General features: G+C 44.6%; 15 protein-coding genes and 1 pseudogene. 7 read left to right on the forward strand and 9 right to left on the reverse strand.

The window, feature by feature from the left end:
- Positions 1 to 96 precede the first annotated feature (96 nt).
- Both AB4371_RS09265 and AB4371_RS09270 read right to left on the reverse strand, forming a co-directional pair.
- Complete coding sequence (locus AB4371_RS09265) at positions 97 to 1389, reverse strand: diguanylate cyclase (RefSeq protein ID WP_372149495.1); 1293 nt, start codon at positions 1387 to 1389, stop codon at positions 97 to 99.
- A 304-nt stretch (positions 1390 to 1693) separates the two neighbouring features.
- On the reverse strand, positions 1694 to 2578 hold the full coding sequence (locus AB4371_RS09270) for a LysR family transcriptional regulator (RefSeq protein WP_372102888.1): 885 nt from the start codon (positions 2576 to 2578) through the stop codon (positions 1694 to 1696).
- A gap of 215 nt (positions 2579 to 2793) precedes the next feature.
- Between AB4371_RS09270 and AB4371_RS09275 the strand changes: the two genes are divergently transcribed.
- A complete protein-coding gene (locus tag AB4371_RS09275) occupies positions 2794 to 3465 on the forward strand; it encodes a type 1 glutamine amidotransferase domain-containing protein (RefSeq protein WP_372149497.1) in 672 nt (223 codons plus the stop codon).
- A gap of 155 nt (positions 3466 to 3620) precedes the next feature.
- Here the strand turns inward: AB4371_RS09275 and AB4371_RS09280 are convergent, their stop codons facing one another.
- Complete coding sequence (locus tag AB4371_RS09280; protein ID WP_372102892.1) at positions 3621 to 4856, reverse strand: cysteine desulfurase-like protein; 1236 nt, start codon at positions 4854 to 4856, stop codon at positions 3621 to 3623.
- A complete protein-coding gene (locus AB4371_RS09285; RefSeq protein WP_372102927.1) occupies positions 4840 to 5496 on the reverse strand; it encodes a 2OG-Fe dioxygenase family protein in 657 nt (218 codons plus the stop codon). The genes AB4371_RS09280 and AB4371_RS09285 overlap by 17 nt, the downstream gene beginning before the upstream one ends.
- A 949-nt stretch (positions 5497 to 6445) precedes the next feature.
- Here AB4371_RS09285 and AB4371_RS09290 point away from each other — a divergent pair.
- Both AB4371_RS09290 and AB4371_RS09295 read left to right on the forward strand, forming a co-directional pair.
- The gene (locus AB4371_RS09290) at positions 6446 to 7129 is read left to right on the forward strand and encodes a hypothetical protein (RefSeq protein WP_372149500.1); all 684 of its coding nucleotides are present in this window, start codon (positions 6446 to 6448) and stop codon (positions 7127 to 7129) included.
- Positions 7130 to 7252: 123 nt separating this feature from the next.
- Entirely contained in the window at positions 7253 to 7846 is a 594-nt protein-coding gene (locus tag AB4371_RS09295; RefSeq protein WP_372125607.1) for a hypothetical protein, read from the forward strand.
- A 211-nt stretch (positions 7847 to 8057) separates the two neighbouring features.
- Here the strand turns inward: AB4371_RS09295 and AB4371_RS09300 are convergent.
- Positions 8058 to 8132, reverse strand: a pseudogene (locus tag AB4371_RS09300) (regulator); the annotation flags it as partial.
- Between the two features lie 278 nt (positions 8133 to 8410).
- Between AB4371_RS09300 and trxB the strand changes: the two are divergent.
- The 4 genes from trxB (at position 8411) to azu (ending at position 13756) form a co-directional block, all read left to right on the forward strand.
- Positions 8411 to 9370 carry a thioredoxin-disulfide reductase gene (trxB, locus tag AB4371_RS09305; protein ID WP_372149502.1) on the forward strand — a complete coding sequence of 320 codons (960 nt, stop codon included), beginning with the start codon at positions 8411 to 8413 and terminating at the stop codon, positions 9368 to 9370.
- 161 nt (positions 9371 to 9531) lie between these two features.
- Entirely contained in the window at positions 9532 to 11316 is a 1785-nt protein-coding gene (cydD, locus tag AB4371_RS09310; RefSeq protein ID WP_017063579.1) for a heme ABC transporter permease/ATP-binding protein CydD, read from the forward strand.
- The gene (gene cydC / locus AB4371_RS09315) at positions 11309 to 13030 is read left to right on the forward strand and encodes a heme ABC transporter ATP-binding protein/permease CydC (protein ID WP_372058016.1); all 1722 of its coding nucleotides are present in this window, start codon (positions 11309 to 11311) and stop codon (positions 13028 to 13030) included. The genes cydD and cydC overlap by 8 nt, the downstream gene beginning before the upstream one ends.
- Positions 13031 to 13303: 273 nt before the next feature.
- A complete protein-coding gene (azu, locus tag AB4371_RS09320; protein WP_372097763.1) occupies positions 13304 to 13756 on the forward strand; it encodes an azurin in 453 nt (150 codons plus the stop codon).
- 71 nt (positions 13757 to 13827) lie between these two features.
- On the opposite strand, the gene AB4371_RS09325 is transcribed toward azu, so the two are convergent.
- From AB4371_RS09325 to AB4371_RS09340, 4 genes are all read right to left on the reverse strand, one after another.
- Positions 13828 to 15711 (reverse strand): methyl-accepting chemotaxis protein, encoded by a 1884-nt coding sequence (locus AB4371_RS09325; RefSeq protein WP_017070254.1) that lies wholly within the window; start codon positions 15709 to 15711, stop codon positions 13828 to 13830.
- A 323-nt stretch (positions 15712 to 16034) separates the two neighbouring features.
- The gene (locus tag AB4371_RS09330; RefSeq protein ID WP_017060963.1) at positions 16035 to 17606 is read right to left on the reverse strand and encodes a BCCT family transporter; all 1572 of its coding nucleotides are present in this window, start codon (positions 17604 to 17606) and stop codon (positions 16035 to 16037) included.
- Positions 17607 to 18030: 424 nt separating this feature from the next.
- Positions 18031 to 18669 (reverse strand): response regulator, encoded by a 639-nt coding sequence (locus AB4371_RS09335; RefSeq protein WP_372149504.1) that lies wholly within the window; start codon positions 18667 to 18669, stop codon positions 18031 to 18033.
- Positions 18662 to 20017 carry a cache domain-containing protein gene (locus AB4371_RS09340; protein ID WP_372149505.1) on the reverse strand — a complete coding sequence of 452 codons (1356 nt, stop codon included), beginning with the start codon at positions 20015 to 20017 and terminating at the stop codon, positions 18662 to 18664. Before AB4371_RS09340 ends, AB4371_RS09335 begins: the two co-directional genes overlap by 8 nt.
- Between the last annotated feature and the right edge of the window lie 46 nt (positions 20018 to 20063).

Consider the following 20063-nt stretch of genomic DNA (forward strand, 5'->3'; position numbering starts at 1 on the left):
CGCCATGCTCGGCGCACAAATAAAATGCCCTCAAGTGATGACTTGAGGGCATTTTTCGTTGTCGATCCTATTCGCTTTCGATGACGATTTTAGGCGTTAGAGCGCAACCACATCTCCGTCTACACAATTCTTGCCGTTGGCTTTCGCGCGATAGAGAGATTGATCGGTTAAATTCACGAGTGCATCAATCGTGACACCGTCTTCACAGGCTTGGCTATCACTGATTCCGATACTGACACTCGAATTAAATCGTAACTGTTCATCAATCTTAAATTCGGTTTGATTAAACTGCTCTCGGATCTGATCAGACACTTGACGCGAAATCTGAGGCGACGCATTAGGGATAAATACAATGAACTCTTCACCGCCCCATCGACCTGCGACACCGCCCACAGCCTCAACATTACGCTTAGTAATATCAGCCAATGCGCAAATTACCTCGTCACCCACCATGTGCCCGTAGGTATCATTGATCGATTTGAAGTCATCGATATCAAGCAGCATACACACTAAGTGAGTCTCAGAGACAAGGTGCTCTCTCAGCCACTCATAAATCGCCCTACGGTTAAGCAAATCCGTCATTTCATCGTAATTCGCTTGGTGTACCAACTGCTTTTCCAGCATCACCTTTTGAGTCACATCTTCGAGCACAACCTGAACGGCTGGCTGACCTTTCCAAGTAATCGCATTGTCGTAAATATTGAAGAACCGATGAACGCCGTCAAAGCCAATGTTTTCAACCACGGTACTAGTACCTGACAACTCCCCTGATACGATCGCGTGATAGTGCTTGCTGATGCCATCGGCATTCTGTTTTGGTACCAGTTCAAGGATAGAGTCCAGCTCTAATACTTGCTCGATGGAAGCCGCGCCTTGCATGTTGACCCAAGATTGATTAACCATCAGCGGCTTGAAATCTCGGTGAACCAAGATGCCCTGCCCAGATTGCATGATCATGTCGTGATACATCTTATCTTGCTCACGCACCGCATTTTGCAGCTGAATCGCAGGGGAAAGATCGATCACTGTAACTTGCAGTGCAGGTCTTCCCTGCCACTCCGTAACATGGTCGATAGAAAACACTGTGAACTCTCTACCGTTACGATCAACATTGGTATAAGTATGAACCTGAGGATCTCGTTGACCGCTGACCGTTTCAAGGTAATTTTGATAAGCTAAAACATGGTAATCTTCTGAGATTAAATCTAGAAAGCTATCGATATTAGAAAGTAGTTCTTCGGGTGATTGGTATCCATAAATACGAGCATAATTAGCGTCAACACTAACTACATTCATATCTTGAATAGTTATTACACCGTACGTGGATTCGAAATTTATTGAAGACATTGCCAACTCCGCATTATAGCTATACTTCACGAACTGGAGCATAACAACACATCCTGCCAACGCTTCCACACAATCTATCACGCGCTAGGGACATTAATATGCCATCTAGTATATCGTACTGTTGCGGCCTTCTCTACAACTCAATTGCCAACACGAGTTAGTAAAAGTAGACAAGCATCTCAATCCCATTATTCGCGTCAAAAAACAGAAATAGATAACCTATACCAATGTAACCATTATCTTTTTCTACTTTTGGCCTTGAACTGATGAAAGAATCCGCTCCCAACCACTTCAAATCCTGTTCGCTATTCTTTTAAACCTGCGCACTATTCTTTAAACCTACGAACTATTCATTCCAATCAGAGAAATATGAGACTAAGAAGTCGATAGCTAACCGTGCTCTCTGTGGAAGAAAACGACGGTTCTGATAAACAATCCAACTGCTTGTGCCCGCTCCCCAATACTCTTCTAACACAGGGACGAGTTTTCCATTGCTAAGACTGCCATTGAAACTGCTTTTAGGAAGATAAACGATGCCAAGCCCCTCTTCGCAAGCTTTCAGTACAGCGCTTGAATTGTTGCTTTTCCAACGGCCATGAACTCTGACTGCGGTTAGCGGATTTCCATCGTTCTCGAACAACCACTGGTCACTGTTGGCGATAATACAGCTGTGCAGCTTGAGTTGTTCTGGATTCGCTGGAGCACCAAACTCAGCAATGTAATCTTTGCTTGCTGCCGCTGCCATCGGGCGATCAACCAGCTTTCTTGCCACCAATCCTGAATCGTCCAATCGACCATAACGAATCGCGAAATCGATGCCATCTTCGATGAAGTTAACCATCTTGGTATTGAAATTCATTTCTATGGTGAGCTCAGGATGATCTTTAGCAAACTCCATCAGCGCCGCTGCGACATGATTTTCTGCAAACGCGCCTGCAGCACTAACACGTAATGTACCGCTAAGCTGAGTTTGTTGAGACGTGACTTGTTCATTCGCTTGTTGCAGCCCAATGACCAAGTCTTTGCACTGCTGATAATAGGTATGACCCGATTCGGTCAGGCTCACCATCCGTGTTGAACGCGCAAGCAACGCCACGCCAACTCTCTCTTCCAACCTTGAAACTTGGCGACTGACATGACTAGTACTGCAACCCAACTGTTTTGCTGCTGCAGAAAAGCCGTGACACTCGGCTACCGCAACAAACTCATTAATACCTTCAAAGCTGTCCATACTTAATCTACCCGTATCTTATCTTTGCTATATAGCAACAATGTTTTGCCTGTTTCGTATATTATCACCTAATCAGTTTGGAACTAGTATTAGATACAACAAGGCGGCGATAGCTAAGTAACAACGCGATACCTAGCGCCTAACGAAAAGCTTCAGTGCTTAACGAAAAGCGTCAGCACCTAAATAAAAAAAACAGCAGCTCAAAGGGACGAATCATGAAAAAAATACTAATACCTGTAACTAACCACGCAACACTAGGCGATACAGATCAAGCGAATGGTACTTATGCGCCTGAACTGACTCATGCTCTCAAAGAGATCATTGCTGCGGGTTTTGAGTACGACATCGCTTCTATCAATGGTGGCAAAGCCCCACTCTACGGAACGGATATTGAAGGAGATGTGGTTAACGCTGATATCTTGGCGGATGATGACTTCCAGAACCGCATCAACAATACGATTCCAGTAAGCCAAATCAATACTGAAAGCTACGATGCTATCTTCTACCCAGGTGGATTCGGTTTGCTTTCAGATTTAGCAACCAATGAACAGTTCGCTAGCATCGCAGCAAAGCATTATGAAGATGGTGGTATTGTCGCGGCAGTATGTCACGGCCCTGCGGCGCTGCTTCCGATTGTTCTGAGCAACGGCGAGAAGCTACTAAGCTCTAAATCGGTGACTGGCTTTACACGTGAAGAAGAGATCGACTTTGGTACGATCAACGACATTCCATTCCTACTGGAAGAGTCGCTTGCTCGTGGCGCAGCGCGTTTCAACAAGGTTCAACCGTGGCAAGAACTTGTGATTGTTGATGAGCGAGTAATTACTGGCCAGAACCCAACTAGCGCACACGCAGTGGGTGTAGCAATTGTTGAGCAGCTTTCTTAGTCGAATCGCTGTATTGATTAGGTCACAGGCGATAACTAAATAAGCGCGCTGAAACGAAAAAGAGCATATTTCCTACTCACTATTCATGAGAGAAGTATGCTCTTTTCTAATTCTGTCGCTATTAAGTGCTCGTGACTTCTTGCTAATTACTTCTACTAATGGCTTCGCAAGATCCCTTCAAGCACATTGAACAGCAAGTCGATCTCTTCAATCGAGTTGTAATGCATACAACCAATACGCACCACGCCCTGCTCTTCAATACCCAACTGTTTCACCAAACCTAATGCGTAGAAATGTCCGTTCCACACACAGATATTATGTTCACCCAGCTTCTTGGCGATGAACTCTGGAGAATGGTTTTCAAAGGTAACCGCAAAGGTTGGCGTTCTTAGGTTCGAATCAAACTCTGTTTTCCCGTAAAGCTTTGCCCCTTCAAGATCAGACAAGCGTTTAAGGAAGTACTCACTGAGCTGGCTTTCATGCTTATTATAAAGCGCGTAGCTTTGCTCTAAACGAGAACGCAATGAGTCGGTTGGCTCACCGAATTGCGCCAAGTAATCTACCGCCGCAATCACACCTGCAAGGCCTTCAAAGCTTTGTGTTCCGGTTTCAAAACGGCCTGGGCCGATATTGGTTGCAGGCTCAACCTTGTAAGGCTTTAACGTGTGTAGCCATTGAGGTGCAACATAAGCAATGCCCACATGCGGGCCGAAGAATTTATACGCTGAACACGCTAAGAAATCACAATTCAGCTGCTGAACATCGATCAAGTGATGTGGCGCGTAATGAACGGCATCGACATAAACCTGCGCACCATGCTGATGTGCAAGCTCAATAACTTTTGCCATGTCGACAATAGAGCCAGTCGTGTTCGAAGCAAACGTCACCGCGACAAGCTTGGTTTTCTCGTTCAACAGTGACTCAAAATGCGCCATATCCAAACTGCAATCTGACTCGTCGACACGAACCTGGCGAACTATCGCGCCTTTGTCGTCTGCCGCTTGCTGCCAGCTCGATACGTTCGAGTAGTGGTCTAGCGCCGTGACGATAACTTCATCGCCCTCTTTCCAATCGCGGCTGATCGCTCGGCTAAGTTGGAAGGTCAGCGAGGTCATGTTCGCACCGAACACAACGTTGCCAGAAGACTCAGCATGGAGTAGCGCTTGTGCCGCTTCTCTCGCTTGCTGCATTAAACCTGTGGTCTTCTGGCTAGAAAAGTAATGACCGCCTAGGTTTGAATTAAAGTGCCCAAGGTATTCCGTCATGGATGCTAAAACATTTTCAGGAACCTGAGAGCCACCCGGCCCATCAAAAAAGGTCACCGGCTTACCGTTATGGTATTGGCCTAGCGCGCTAAACTGCTGGCGCACATCATTAAGAGTGAAGGACATTGCGCGCATCCTTAGCCGTTAGAACAAACACATCCATGTAACCCATCTCGTCGTGCTCTATGGTGCGAATTGGCTGTGCGTTGTGCCATAGCTTACTGTCTGCAAGCATTGCAACTTCGCCGTCTTCAAGCACTTTTCTAAAGAACGGTGCTTCATGAGAATCTTGGTACAGCATGATCTCGCCACCCACAATGTTATGACGGTTCACACCAATTAACGCGATGTGGTCGAAGCCATCTTGGTGCACGCCTTCTGGCGCAACCTGCGTCTCTTCATAAATGGCAGCGATACGAATTTGGTGGATTTCGATTTCTTGTCCGTCTTCAAGCCCGTTGGTTTCAATAAACAGTTCACACATCTCTTGCATGCCTTGGCTGCTTAGAATTGGTGCTTCAATCGGCTCGAACTGACGAACAACATCACCTTGAAAGTGATTAATGTTTTCAGACTGAACAAAGTTATGTTTGTCTAGCTCAACGACTTGTCCATTACTGAATTGAACCACCGAGTACCTTCTCAATCGAAACTGGCCATCCGCATGCTCTGTACTTGGTAGCTTAGAGAATGAAGGTGACAACTCCTCAACCGCGTGGTTACTGAGGTGGGTAATATGTAGGGTATTTTCGTGAGCATGTAACATCATCGACTCCTTAATGATTGTTAATTTACTTTCGATATTTAACGTTTTGTTTACATAAAGGATACTTGAAGATCTTGTCAAATCAACATTAAACAATCATTTATCCCGTCAGAAATAATAATTCAGATAGTAAAACTAACTTTAAATTCAAAAGCAGTGCATAACACCAGAATAAAAGATGACCAACTCTTAAAACTAGCACACTCCACTAGCTAGTTATAAATCCCTGCAAATTTAAATTTAACGATATTATAAACTAGCAAGCTATGTTTCATATTGTGTCAGCCCTTTCCCTTTAATACGCCAGCCTCCTTGCCTGAGTTCAGGCATCACACTCGCCATCATTCATTTCTATGCTTTTGCACCGCGAAATACGACCTACCTATCAATTGCCAAACTATTGATTATTTACACAACAAACTGAAATTGGTTAATTTATGAGTACGCCAGAAACCAAACGCCTTTGCTTGCGCGTCTGGAACAGGTCGAGTTCGGGGGGAACTCGGCCGCCCCAAATGGTTTACTTCTTTTTAGGGAGCGAGTTGATTGCTCTTTTAGCCTAGAAAGTGTTTGAAGTGGAATATTGAGAAGAGAGTTTAGTTAGTGTTTTTTGACAGCCAAGAACATTAGTAGGTATTCACAAATGTTAGAGACTCTTCACTAACACGTTTATGCCCCACTTTCACTTAGTGCTTATACTCATTCACACCCTGTTCATAGGCTTTTCCCCTACTAAAAGTTGTCCATTCTTCTAATGCTGTTCGTTGTGAGCCTTCGTTTTGTATCAAGGGGGTAAATTCGACAGAACTATCAGTGACGAGTTAACCTCACTATATGTGACATATCAACTTATATTGTGAGCTAAATCGATAAAATCCTTTATGCCACCTGTTGCTAATAGATCACCTAAACATCATACTGTTTAGGTGTGAATTTAGAAAGGAATACGATGAAAGTTACACCTATTTGTTACGCTGTTCGTTGCTATTTAACTCTCTACGAAGTAACCAAGAGACGCCCGCCTCCCGGTTGTCTATGTGATGTCTTGACCCACTATTTAAACAAGGTCGAAGTTATCCACTTTGTTGAGTCACTATTAAGAAGAACGCAATCAAAAGGCATAGTTTCAAGAAGCAGTACTATTAGTATCAAAGATTGCCAAATAACAAACTGTGGTACAGCAGTAGATATGGACTCTGCTTCCTCTATTGATATCGATCATCTTGCTGTCACGAATTGTAATATGGGAATTAACGTAAAAAGTAATGCTAACGAGGAAATAGAAATGCCGCTAAACATAAAAAATAGCAATTTTAAACGAGTTGATACTGCCGTTAGAGCACCCGAAAAAATGATGGTTGATGTAGATAATTGTGATTTTGAGGATATAAAAATTGGTTTCGATTTTTACATTTCTGAGTCGGACTTATCAAAGCTTGGATTACCAAAAGACACACCTCAAGAGTTGCTTCTTGAAGTTGCTAAAATCGTTCGCGATGACAGCACTAAAGATAGCCAAACTGTAATCGACAAAATATCCCAATCAGCTTTAGTAAAATGGCTCAATGTTACTTCTGGCATTGTTACTGTAGGAACTCCGATCATTAGCAATTTGGCGACCTATTTTTCATAATTTGGATAGGTAATTCGAAGAGAAAAACAGGCTCTACTCGGAGTCTATCTAAGGCTTTACTTGCATATGTATAATGATAATAAATTTGTTTTTTATGAGAAGCAGTACTATCACGAATTGGACATGAAACAAAAAATAGACCTTAAACTACAAGCATTAATTGTCTTTGCGTTTGCTTGGTTAAACTTAACCTCATACATGGTTCAAGTAGTCGATGATAGTGGTGATCTTCTCGTTTCATACTCTTATTATTTTTTTGTTGCTATTTACCTTTTTCTTCTTGGTATGAGCCTCAGGTATTCAGTTTTTAGCTTTTATGGGAACGTATATCAATACATAGAAACCCCAAAGGTTTTTGATGATTACTATCAGGAAATGCATACCTACTATGAGAAGTATCATGACGGTGATAATCCAGCTGAACTTGAACTTAATAAATTCATTAAAGAAAACCTGATAAATTCTACGCACCATAATGCATTGTTAAATGATGCTCGCTCACAGAAGTCTTTCGAATCAACGAAATGGATGGTTATTTCATTCGTTCCATTCGTTATAGCTTTTATCATTTTTGTGTATTTCAAGCTGGATCTAACACACCCTACAAAACCTATTTTAATCGAAGAGAAAAATCTCACTGGAGCCTATAATTATGTCGAGCGACTCAACGCCACAAACACAGAAACCATCTCCGCCCCCAAAACCGTCAGGTATTAGGAGTGTAAAAAGTAATGTAGAAAAGCCGTTTTCTGCAAAGAATCCGCCACAATCCCCTAAAGGAAAGTAAAGGAATGACTGAAAAAAAACCCGCTTCTCCACCTCCTCCACCGAAGCCACCTTCGGGAGTTAGATTCGTGAAAGATGGAATACCATCAGCGCCGAAAAAGACCAAATAAAATTAGAAAGGCTCCTTCACGGAGCTTTTTTGTTACTTGATTTTTGCTATTGCCCTAGCGAGACCAAGTAAATGTGTGGAAGTCTTAATCTCTAACTCAAGCTGAATAGGATTTTCCTCACCCCAACTCATTTCGTTGGCTTGCTAGCATAAAAATTACAATTATTAATTTCTCGTTTAGCTTACTAAACACGCCACAACCCCTTCCCGCAAAGCCTTTAGGTGCTTTCACCGATCTTCCAGCCACGGAAACGTTTGTCTCCATTAAGTTCTAAACTATAACGATTAATTACACTTCAGCCCTTGTTTAACCTTTTATTGCCTCCATATTTTCCATACAATCCTAAGCGATTATAAATAAAAACAATTTCAATTTCGGAGTCCTCATGAGCGACGTAAAGCACTGTAATTTATTGATTCTTGGTTCTGGCCCTGCTGGCTATACAGCTGCAGTTTACGCTGCTCGTGCAAACCTAAACCCAGTACTTGTTACGGGTATGCAGCAAGGTGGTCAGCTTACAACCACAACAGAAGTGGAAAACTGGCCGGGAGATGCTGAAGGTTTAACGGGTCCAGCACTGATGGATCGCATGAAAGAGCACGCAGAGCGCTTTGAAACAGAGATCCTGTTCGACCACATTAACGAAGTAGACCTTTCAAACCGCCCTTTCCGTCTTAAAGGCGATTCTGGCGAGTACACGTGTGATGCGTTGATCATCTCAACAGGTGCATCAGCTAAGTACCTAGGTTTAGAGTCTGAAGAAGCATTCAAAGGCCGCGGCGTTTCTGCTTGTGCAACGTGTGATGGTTTCTTCTACCGCAACCAGAAAGTAGCGGTTGTGGGTGGTGGTAACACGGCGGTTGAAGAAGCACTTTACCTGTCTAACATCGCGTCTGAAGTTCATCTAGTTCACCGTCGTGACACGTTCCGCGCTGAAAAGATTCTTGTGAAGCGTTTAATGGACAAAGTAGAGAACGGCAACATTGTTCTTCACACTGATCGCACGCTAGACGAAGTTATAGGCGACGACATGGGCGTGACTGGCGTTCGTATTAAAGATACTCAGTCTGATAAGACAGAAGATATCGAAGTAATGGGCGCATTCATTGCTATCGGTCACCAACCAAACACTGACATCTTCAAAGGCCAAGTGGATATGAAAGATGACTACATCATCGTTCAGTCTGGCCTTGAAGGTAACGCGACACAAACCAGCATCCCAGGCGTGTTCGCTGCGGGTGATGTAATGGACCACAACTACCGTCAAGCAATTACTTCTGCAGGCACGGGTTGTATGGCTGCATTGGATGCTGAACGCTTCCTAGATGGTCTTAACGATAAGTAAATCTGAGATTGCAGATTTGATTATCTGAACTCTCGCCTCAGTAGATGCAGGGCATCATCACAATTTGTTGTAAATCCCTAGAGCCCAGCGGTATATCCACTGGGCTTTCTTTTGTATACTACCCGCCCTCAACAAATAATAATTATCATTAAGCCTTCATAATGGATAAGAAAAAACAACGCAGCTTGAATAAGTGGCTTAAGCAACAGAGTAAGTTAGCGAAACGCTGGCTTATGATTGCGATTAGCCTTGGCGTACTTTCAAGCGTGTTTTTAATTGCTCAAGCAGCTCTTCTCGCCTCTATTCTTCACCAGCTGATCATCGAGAATGTCGATAAATCTGAACTGGTTGGTCATTTCGCAGGCTTGGCATTATCGGTCGTTGGCCGTGCTGGCTGTACATGGGGACGTGAGATCGCAGGTTATCGCTGTGGTGAACAGATCCGTGTTTACATCAGGCAACTCATCCTTGATAAGTTACGTGAGTTAGGCCCTGCTTATATCAAAGGCAAACCTGCCGGTACGTGGGCAACCCTGTTGCTAGAACAAGTAGAAGACATGCAGGACTTCTTCTCTCGTTACTTACCTCAGATGTCTTTGTCGGTAATGATTCCATTCATTATTTTGGTCGTGGTATTCCCTGTAAACTGGGCAGCTGGCCTTATCTTCTTGCTGACTGCGCCACTGGTGCCGATGTTCATGGCATTGGTTGGCATGAAAGCAGCCGATGCAAACCGTAAAAACTTCAAAGCACTGCAACGTCTTTCTGGTCACTTTTACGACCGTTTGCAGTCAATGACAACCATCCGTCTATTTGACCGCACAAACGCTGAAACAGAAGTATTGAAAGGTGCATCTGAGGTGTTCAGAACGCGCACCATGGATGTATTGAAGATCGCTTTCTTGTCGTCTGCAGTACTTGAGTTCTTCACGTCTATCTCGATTGCGATGACGGCGGTTTACTTTGGTTTCACTTACATCGGCGAGCTTAACTTCGGCCACTACGGCGTTGGCATTACGCTATTCGCAGGTTTGTTTATCCTTATCTTGGCGCCAGAGTTTTACCAACCTCTGCGTGATTTAGGTACTTTCTACCACGCGAAGCAACAAGCGGTTGGCGCAGCTGAAAGTATTGTCGAGTTCCTAGAAACCGACATCACTAAGGTTAAATCAGGCGACACTCAGCTTGATCCGGCTCAAGGCATCAATATTGAAGCTCAAGATCTCAAAGTGTTAAGCCCTGAAGGTGTTCAACTGGTTGGCCCTATCTCGTTTGCACTGAATACTCGCCAATCGACTGCGTTAGTTGGTCCAAGTGGTGCGGGTAAAACAAGTTTGATCAACGCCATTCTTGGTTTCATGCCTTATGAAGGAAGCTTGAAAATCAATGGCATTGAACTGCGTGACCTAGACTTAGCCTCTTGGCGTAAAACGATTAGTTGGGTTGGTCAAAACCCGTTGCTACTGCACGGCACAATTCGTGACAACGTTACTCTAGGTAAGCACGATATCACTGACCAAGTTGTCGAGAATGCACTTGAGCAGTCTTTTGCTAACGAATTCGTAAATGAGCACGGCTTGGATTACATGATTTCTGATCGCTCTGGCGGTCTGTCTGTGGGTCAATCTCAGCGTTTGGCTCTAGCTCGCGCAATGATTCAAGACGGTCAGTTCTGGTTGCTCGATGAACCCACTGCCAGCTTAGATACTCGTAGCGAACAGTTGGTAATGAAAGGCATCAATAGCAATATCGAAAGCCGCACTGCCCTACTTGTGACGCACCAACTCGCTCCGCTTCAATCGGTCGATAACATTCTGGTTATGCGCGATGGTGGTCTGGTTGAACAAGGTCATTACTCTCAGCTTTCGACTGCGGGTGGTTTGTTTGAAGAGATGCTGAACGCGAACTTAGCTCAACAAGATAATAAGGGTAATTTAGATGCGTGATTTACTGCCTTACCTGAAACTCTATAAAAAGCATTGGTTTGGCCTATCGCTAGGCATGCTATTGGCTTTTGCTACTCTGTCGGCTTCTATTGGCTTGTTAACGCTATCAGGCTGGTTCATTTCAGCTTCTGCGGTTGCTGGCCTTACGATTGCACGTGAAACCTTCAACTACATGCTACCGGGTGGTGGTGTACGTGGTTTGGCAATGAGCCGTACTGCGGGTCGTTGGGGTGAACGTGTTGTCAGCCACAATGCAACATTCAAATTGTTAACTGATCTGCGTATCTTCTTCTTCAAGAAGCTGGCTCCGCTGATCCCAGGTCGTATTTCAAACCTTCGTGATGCTGATCTTCTGAACCGCTTGGTTGCTGATGTCGACGCGATGGATCACGTGTACTTGCGCTTAGTAAGCCCTGTGACGGTGGGTGTGTTCGGGATTTTCTTCCTGACTCTGTTCTTAATGTGGTTCGATAGCTCACTAGGTTTAATCTTAGGTTCTATCCTTCTGATCATGCTGTTGGTTTGGCCAATCTTGTTCTACAAATTGGGTAAACGTAACGGTGGTGAGCTGACACAGAACAAAGCGGATCTTCGTGTGACAACGCTAGATTGGATTGAAGGCTACAGCGAGCTAACTCTGTTCGGTGCTGAAGAGCGTTACCGCAATGCAATTCTAGAAACGCAACGCAAGCTGATGGCGAATCAGTTTGTGAACGCTAACCTAACCGGTATGGCTTCAGCAGCGCTAATGCTGTTCAACGGTTTGACGCTGGTTCTTATGCTTTGGCTTGCGGCTGACGGCGTGGGTGGTAATGCACCAGACCCGTTCATCGCGCTAATGGCATTCGCAACCATGGCAAGCTTCGAGCTATTAATGCCAATTGCAGGTGCATTCCAGCATTTAGGTCAAACTTTGTCTTCAGCTCGTCGCTTGAACGAAGTTATTCTGTCTGAGCCTGAAGTTCAGTTTGCTGAAGAGAAGCTCGACATCAACAAGCCACTGGATATTACGTTCTCAAACGTGACGTTCAACTACCCTGACTCTGAGCGCAGTGTTCTGAACGCTGTCGACCTAACGATCCCTGCCACGCACAAGGTTGCGATTGTGGGTCAAACGGGTTCTGGTAAATCGACTCTGATTCAGCTTCTGACTCGCTACTGGGATCCTAAGAAGGGTTACATCTCAATCGCGGGCATTGAACTGACGCAGTGGAATGAATCACAGCTTCGTGAATCAATCAGTGTGGTAAGCCAACGTGTCGACATTCTAAATGGTACTTTGCGTGACAACTTGTTGATTGCAAGACCAGAAGCGACCGATGATCACTTAGCGAATATCCTAAAAGATGTTGGTCTAGAAAAGCTGCTGGAGAATAACGCGCTTGATAGCTGGTTGGGTGACGGTGGTCGTCAACTGTCTGGTGGTGAGAAGCGCCGTATTGGTATTGCACGTGCAATCCTTCATGATGCCCCTATCCTGCTTCTCGATGAGCCAACAGAAGGCTTAGATAAGCAAACAGAGCAAAGCATCATGACGCTGTTCGAGAAACACTTCGAAGGCAAGACGGTTATCTTCATTACACACCGTTTGATTGGTCTAGAGTCGATGGATTCTATCGTTCTGATTGAACAAGGCGAGATTGTTGAAAACGGCTCTCACGAGAAGCTGTTAAACGAAGAAGGACGTTACTTCCAACTTCGTCAGGCAATCTAGCTCCTTCATAAGTTATAAAGAAAACCATTCAAAGCCCGAGTTCATACTCGGGCTTTTTGTTGTCTGTAATTCTAGTATCGAGCAACCATTCCCCCCTAAACGGTTGTTCATGCGCTGATTAGTTTTGCCCTTTCCTACAAAAACTTACCATTTATAAGTAACGAGTTGCGCATAATTCAAGTCGTAGCACATTACTATGATCATCTTTCTAGGATAATACGTATTGATCAATCTCATGGAATAACCTCCCCCTAAAATAATGGAGAACAGTGTATGTCTTTACGATTAATCGCAACAACGATAGCGCTTGTAGGTGCTAGCTTTACCGCTCAAGCGAGCTCGGAATGTGAAGTATCGATTGATGCTAGTGATCAAATGAAATTTTCAACTGACACATTAAGCGTTCCAGCGAGCTGTAAAGAAGCGAAGCTGACGCTAAACCATACTGGTTCTATGCCAGCCCAATCAATGGGTCACAACGTCGTTATAACAGACACTGCGTCGCTACAAGCAGTAGGCATCGATGGTATGTCGGCAGGTATCGACAATAACTACGTAAAACCTGACGACAGCCGCATTTACGCCTTCACTCGTGTTATCGGTGGTGGCGAGTCAACCTCAATCACTTTCAGCACAGAGAAAATGACAGCCGGTGGCGACTACTCTTTCCTATGTTCATTCCCGGGCCACTGGGCAATCATGAAGGGCAAGTTTGAGTTTAAATAACTCGTTAGTCTAGATTGTACAGATACATCAAAGCCCCAACCTAAGTCAGGGCTTTGTTATATTGGCTTCGATTACAGCTTGAAGCGGCTGATTTCGCTTTCTAGCTCGTGAGACAGTTCAGAAAGCTGCGCAGCTTGCTCTGCAGCTTGGTGTGCTTCGTCTGCTAGCTCGTTAGATACGTCACGGATTCCTTCAGTGTTACGAGTAATCTCAGACGTTACTGACGCTTGCTCTTCTGCAGCAGAAGCAATCTGTGTTGCCATGTCACTGATGCGTTCAACAGCAGCATGGATTTGCGTTAGGCTTGCAGCCGCTGAGTTCGCGTCATCAACACTGGTTTCAGCAAGTGTACGGCTATCGTTCATGATGTTAACCGCTTTGCCTGTTGTACCTTGCAGCAACTCAATCGTTTGTTGAATTTCTTGCGTTGAACCGTGTGTACGTTGGCTCAGAACTCGAACTTCATCCGCTACTACTGCGAAACCACGACCTTGCTCACCGGCACGTGCTGCTTCAATCGCCGCGTTAAGTGCAAGTAAGTTAGTTTGTTCTGCGATACCTTGAATGTTCGACAAGATAGCGTTGATGCTGTTGCCGTGCTCTTCAAGTTCTAGAATCACGTTTGTTGCGATTTGAACTTCTTGAGCAAGGTTTTGGATTGAGCTTTGAGTCTGTGTCACTTGACCAGTACCGTGCTCACACGCACCAACCGCTTCAGATGAATTCTGTGCCGTGTGGTCAGCGTTACCCGCGATCTCTTGTGTTGCCGCAGCCATTTCGTTAACAGCTGTCGCTACCATGTTGATTTCGTCTTGTTGCATCTGGATGCGAGCACTACGTTCTTCAGCTTGAGAAGCCGTTTGACGTGCTTGGTTGCCTAGCGCAGCAGATACTTCGCTTAGCTTGATCACCATGGTGTGCATGTTACCCACAAAGCGGTTGAAGTTTGCTGCAAGCTGACCAATTTCGTCGTCGCTCTTAGGCTCAAGGCGTTGAGTAAGATCGCCCTCACCTGAAGCAATTTCTTCAAGTGCTGCTGAAACGCGGTTTAGGTCGCGGAATAGGAAGCTTACTAACCAAGACACGAGTACGATTACGATGAGCGTAATAACGACAGCAGTGATGATCAACTGAGTAAGTAGCGTTGAGTGGTTCGCTTCTTCTGTTGCTTTGTCCATCTGAACCGCGAAGATCCAGTTAGTGTTAGGCACCTTCGTGAAGTAAAGCAGCTTGTCTGCGCCGCGCTCTTTGATGATCTCGATGCTACCCGTACGCACTGCGTTTTCGATGATAGGCATAGAGATATCGTTTGAAAGTTGGCTTACCGGCTTCAAGCTTAGTGCTGAATCTGGGTGTGCTAGGAATGTGCCGTCAGAGGCATCAATTAGCATTGCGTAAGCGTTGTCACCAACATCAAGGCTGATTACATCGTTAACCAACTGGTCGATCAGTACGTCTGCACCAACAACACCAACAAGTTGGCCGTTGTGGCGAACAGGTTCTGCGATCGTTACTAGAAGTGCTTTGGTGATTGCATCTTGGTAAGCCGTAGTAATGATTTGCTTACCTGCAGCGTTTGCTTCTTGGTACCAAGGACGTTGACGAGGATCGTAATCTGCACGATTACGTTCAGGATGTGAACGGTACATTCCACCTTCTGGAGTACCTAAAAAGATATCGTCAAAGCCACCCGCTACACGAGCTTGTCTAAGGAAAGGAACAACATCATCCTCTCGTGAAAAGTCATTAAATGCTGATGCGATATCAGTACGGATATCAATCCAGTTTTTAATACCTTCAGATGCTGCTTCAGATACGCTTTCAGCTCGTAGGTATACGCCATTACGAGTCTGTTCAAATAATTGGTTTGCTGACAACCAAGTCAACGCTGTAGCCATAACGACAACAGCAGATAGGCTAGCGCCTATCAACTTCTGCTTTAGTGTTAGTTTCATGTCAAAGTTTCACGAGTGGTGGGAAATCTCGCGCATACTACCCAATATCAGTATTAAATTCGAGCAATTTTATAATTTAATATCGGAATATAATTTTAAGCAAACCATAAGCTTACCTAATGTCAATTCCTTGGCTTGTCGCCAAATTTAAGGCGGCATTATCTCTACGGTTATTAGTATTTTTATCGCACTTCACATGTTAAAAAGAGACAAGAAAACACGGTAAAGAAGAAACAAAAAAGGCAGAAGAGTTTCCTCTTCTGCCTTCATATTATTTACCACTCTACTGCGTATAAATTGCAGTAGATTTCAGCTTACAAAGCCTAGCGTTTTTCTGTACGCATACCCATTAGCAAGCTCACACACATCAGTAATAGAATGATGGTGAATGGCAATGCTGTAGAGATTGCACCCGCTTGTAGAGCTTGTACTGCTTCAGTACCACCAACCCACAATAGAGCCACAGCAATCGCACCTTCTAGGAACGCCCAGAACACACGTTGAGGCACAGGCGTATCAACTTTACCACCCGCGGTGATGCTGTCGATTACTAGAGAGCCTGAGTCAGACGATGTAATGAAGAATACTAGAACCAATACAACCGCAATGATTGAAAGCAGAGTCCCGAACGGCAGTGCATCAAACATTTGGAACATTGCTAGTGATACATCTGTTAGGCCGTCTTGACCAAGAATACCAACGTTATTCACGATTTGGTCAATCGCCATGCCACCGAATACTGACATCCAAATGATAGTCACTGTAGTCGGTACAATCAGTACTGCTGTGATGAACTCACGAACCGTACGACCTTTAGAAACACGTGCGATAAACATACCTACGAATGGAGACCATGAGATCCACCAAGCCCAGTAGAATACAGTCCAACCGTGCATCCACGTTTCATCTTCACGACCGTGAGGGTTACTCAACGGAATGATGTTTTCAATGTATGCCATCAATGTCGTTGGGATAGAACCTAAAGTCACCGCGTAGCCGATTAGAGCCACTAAGATAAGCAGTAGGAAAGCCACCAACATGTTGATGTTACTGATAACTTTAACGCCACCATCAATACCACGAAGTACTGATACTACCGCCAATAAAGTCACCGCTGTAATCACAATAACTTGCAGACCTAGGCCCGCTTCAATGCCGAATACATGCTGAATACCACTTGCCGCTTGTTGTGCACCAAGACCTAACGATGTCGCCAGACCAAATAGCGTTGCAAGTACAGCAAGAATATCAACAATGTGACCTGCCCAGCCCCAAGCTCTATCACCTAAAATTGGGTAAAAGATAGAACGGATAGAAAGAGGCAATCCCTTGTTGTAAGAGAAAAACGCAAGTGACAGTGCTACTACGCCATAAATCGCCCAAGGGTGTAGACCCCAGTGATACATGGTTGCGCCCAATGCCAGTTTTGCAGCTTCTGGTGTGTTTGGTTCAACACCTAACGGAGTTTCAAACCAACCCGTGAAGTAAGCCGCTGGCTCTGCCACACTCCAGAACATCAAGCCGATACCCATACCTGCGGCAAACAGCATCGATAGCCAAGAGAAGAATGAGTAATCTGCCGTCGCATCAACACCACCAAGGCGGATTTTGCCGTACGGAGAAACAATCAAACCTAAGCAGAAAATTACGAAAATATTACCCGACCAGATGAAAAGCCAATCAAACGAATTGATAATCTGGCCTTTAACGCCATCTAGCGCAGCCTTTGCTGAAGCGGTATCTGTAATAAGAACACCGATCAGGAACAAAGCGATAAGTCCCGCACTAATACCAAATACTGGGTTATGAACATCAAAACCCCATTTTTGGACGTTATCTTGACCGACAGTGTAATCCGTACTGTCGATACTGTATTTATCTATACCTTTAGTCATTATCCCTCTCTACGGAATTCTATTAGGGTCTATTGACCTCGTATTCCTTACTTACCTGCGACTTAATTACAAACTCGAACCTACGATCCAAGTAGTACAAGCTGTTGTCACAATAATTCAAATACTTGGATGTCTGAAGTTTAGCAGGTTAACTTGTTGTTTTCAGTAAACTAGAATCGGTTCGATGGAATTTCAAACAATATTCACGTAATTACTCAAGTTTATGACGATAAAAAGGTCGACCCTGTCGACCTTTTTATCAAAAATACTTTTAACTCAAAGCATTTTGGTGCTTAACCAATTGATTTTCAGTTCGTAAACCTAGCAATAAGCTTAGGCACATAAGCAATCATAATCACCTAACCTATGCACCATTAAGACTCATAGGCTTGCTTTGAGCTGACTATTTACTTCAAAGGAAAGATCAATCCACAAGCCCACAATTGACAGCGTACTTGGCAAGCTCTGCGGTAGAGTGAATGTCGAGTTTATGCTTAATGTTTTGTCGATGGGTTTCGACAGTTCGATAGCTAATATTCAGCGCCTTCGCCACCTCTTTACTGCTCTCGCCTTTCGCCACTAATTTCAGTACAGCTTCCTCACGTCGACTCAGTGGATTCTTCACCGATGGCGTCGGAGTAATTGGCTGGGTGAACAAGTTTTGAGTCACTTTTTCACAGAAATAGGTCGATCCTTGATTGACCGTTTTGATTGCCTGTACCATTTTTTCAGCCGAAATCTCTTTCAACATGTAACCGACAGCACCCGACTGCATCACCTTCATGATGTATTCACGGTTGTTATGCATGGTCAGCATCAGGACCTTGGCTTCTGAGTCTTCTTCTTTAATCAGATGGGTGGCATCAATGCCATTCATGATAGGCATGCTGATATCCATCAACACCACATCAGGGCGCAGAGACTTAACGACCTCTACGGCTTCTAGTCCATTGCTGGCCGTACCTATCACGCTAATATCTGGCTCGAGTTCCAATCTCGCCATAAAGCCATCCAGTACCACTTGGTGATCATCAGCAATCACAACTCGAATAACTTCACTCATTCATTAATCCCTCTAGTGTCAGTAACACTGTAATTTCCGTTCCGAGGCCAATCTCACTCATCAATTCAAAGTCACCACCGATGAACTCCACTCGCTCTCTCATGTTACGCAGCCCGATCCCTCGTTTTTCCATCGCTTTATAGGTGTTGAAACCGACACCGTTATCTTGAATCAGTAGTTGCAACACATTACCAATTTGCTGAGCGATAACCGTTACTTTGGTCGCTTGTGCATGTTTCTCGATATTATTCAGCGACTCTTGCACGACTCGATATAGGGTCGTCGCCGCCTCTGACTTTAACTTACCAGGTTGAGTAGCAAACATGGTCTCGACTTCTATGCCCGAGTGCGCCTGAAAATCTAACAGTAATGAAGACAATGCCGCTTCTAAGCCTATGTCATCCAATGAACTTGGACGAAGTTGATGCGAGATGTGCCTCACTTCTTCGATCGCTCGCATCAGTGAATGCTGCGACTTATTCAAATGTGCTTTAAGGTCTTCATTTTGTAGCTTATTACCGAGCAGTTCCAAATGGCAACGACTCGACACTAATAATTGGTTAATACCATCATGCAACTCACGCGCTAGATGCTTCTTCTCGTCTTCTTGGAACATCACCGTCTTATGCGCCAGTTCCTTTAGGTTGTTATCAGCAATCCGATGTTCATGCATGTTAATAGCCAAGGTCAGCACGATGATGACCGCGACCGTTACGCTCAAAATCACCACAATCGAAAAGAACGTGGTTTCAATATTGTTGTTAATCGCAGCCTGCATCGAAGCCACTTCTTGGTGTACGTCTTCAATATACAAGCCGGTGCCAATCATCCAGTCCCAACGCTCTAACCAAGCGGCGTAGCTCAGCTTAGACACCACCTCACCCGTCGAAGGCTTTTGCCACAAATACTGGTGAAACCCGCCTCCGGTTTGCGCTTCTCTTAACAGAGCCTCTATCAGAAAATCGCCATCTTCATCTTGCAGTTGGAGTAGGTTTTGGCCTATCAATTCTGGCTGAATTGGATGAACCAAGTTGGTCCCGAGGCGATCGTATGCGAAGAAGTACCCGTCAGAGCCATATCTAAGTTTAGACAATATGGTTCGAACTTTTTTTTTGGCTTGGGCTTCTTGGATATTTGGATCGTTATAGACGTGTTCTATGGCGTCGAACGCGAGATCAACCGTGTCTTTGAGGGCGTTTTCACGCGACTTGATTAGGCTGTCTCTAAAGATCTCGACTTCTTTAGCGCCTAACGTCTTAGTCTGGTGCAGCGAGATCCAACTAATACTCGCCGTTACCAGCAGCAACGGGAGCAACGTCAGCAAAATCAGCTTGGCTTTTAGAGGCATTCCTTTCCCTCACAAAAAACGGCTTACTGAACATCAATAAGCCGTT

Source organism: Vibrio sp. 10N.261.51.A3 (assembly GCF_041471965.1).
GTDB lineage: Bacteria > Pseudomonadota > Gammaproteobacteria > Enterobacterales > Vibrionaceae > Vibrio > Vibrio crassostreae_C.

Coding starts and splice junctions, on each gene's coding strand:
- AB4371_RS09265 (WP_372149495.1), bottom strand. CDS start 1,389: ATGCTCCAGTTCGTGAAGTATAGCTATAATGCGGAGTTGGCAATGTCT.
- AB4371_RS09270 (WP_372102888.1), bottom strand. CDS start 2,578: ATGGACAGCTTTGAAGGTATTAATGAGTTTGTTGCGGTAGCCGAGTGT.
- AB4371_RS09275 (WP_372149497.1), top strand. CDS start 2,794: ATGAAAAAAATACTAATACCTGTAACTAACCACGCAACACTAGGCGAT.
- AB4371_RS09280 (WP_372102892.1), bottom strand. CDS start 4,856: ATGTCCTTCACTCTTAATGATGTGCGCCAGCAGTTTAGCGCGCTAGGC.
- AB4371_RS09285 (WP_372102927.1), bottom strand. CDS start 5,496: ATGTTACATGCTCACGAAAATACCCTACATATTACCCACCTCAGTAAC.
- AB4371_RS09290 (WP_372149500.1), top strand. CDS start 6,446: ATGAAAGTTACACCTATTTGTTACGCTGTTCGTTGCTATTTAACTCTC.
- AB4371_RS09295 (WP_372125607.1), top strand. CDS start 7,253: ATGAAACAAAAAATAGACCTTAAACTACAAGCATTAATTGTCTTTGCG.
- trxB (WP_372149502.1), top strand. CDS start 8,411: ATGAGCGACGTAAAGCACTGTAATTTATTGATTCTTGGTTCTGGCCCT.
- cydD (WP_017063579.1), top strand. CDS start 9,532: ATGGATAAGAAAAAACAACGCAGCTTGAATAAGTGGCTTAAGCAACAG.
- cydC (WP_372058016.1), top strand. CDS start 11,309: ATGCGTGATTTACTGCCTTACCTGAAACTCTATAAAAAGCATTGGTTT.
- azu (WP_372097763.1), top strand. CDS start 13,304: ATGTCTTTACGATTAATCGCAACAACGATAGCGCTTGTAGGTGCTAGC.
- AB4371_RS09325 (WP_017070254.1), bottom strand. CDS start 15,711: ATGAAACTAACACTAAAGCAGAAGTTGATAGGCGCTAGCCTATCTGCT.
- AB4371_RS09330 (WP_017060963.1), bottom strand. CDS start 17,606: ATGACTAAAGGTATAGATAAATACAGTATCGACAGTACGGATTACACT.
- AB4371_RS09335 (WP_372149504.1), bottom strand. CDS start 18,669: ATGAGTGAAGTTATTCGAGTTGTGATTGCTGATGATCACCAAGTGGTA.
- AB4371_RS09340 (WP_372149505.1), bottom strand. CDS start 20,017: ATGCCTCTAAAAGCCAAGCTGATTTTGCTGACGTTGCTCCCGTTGCTG.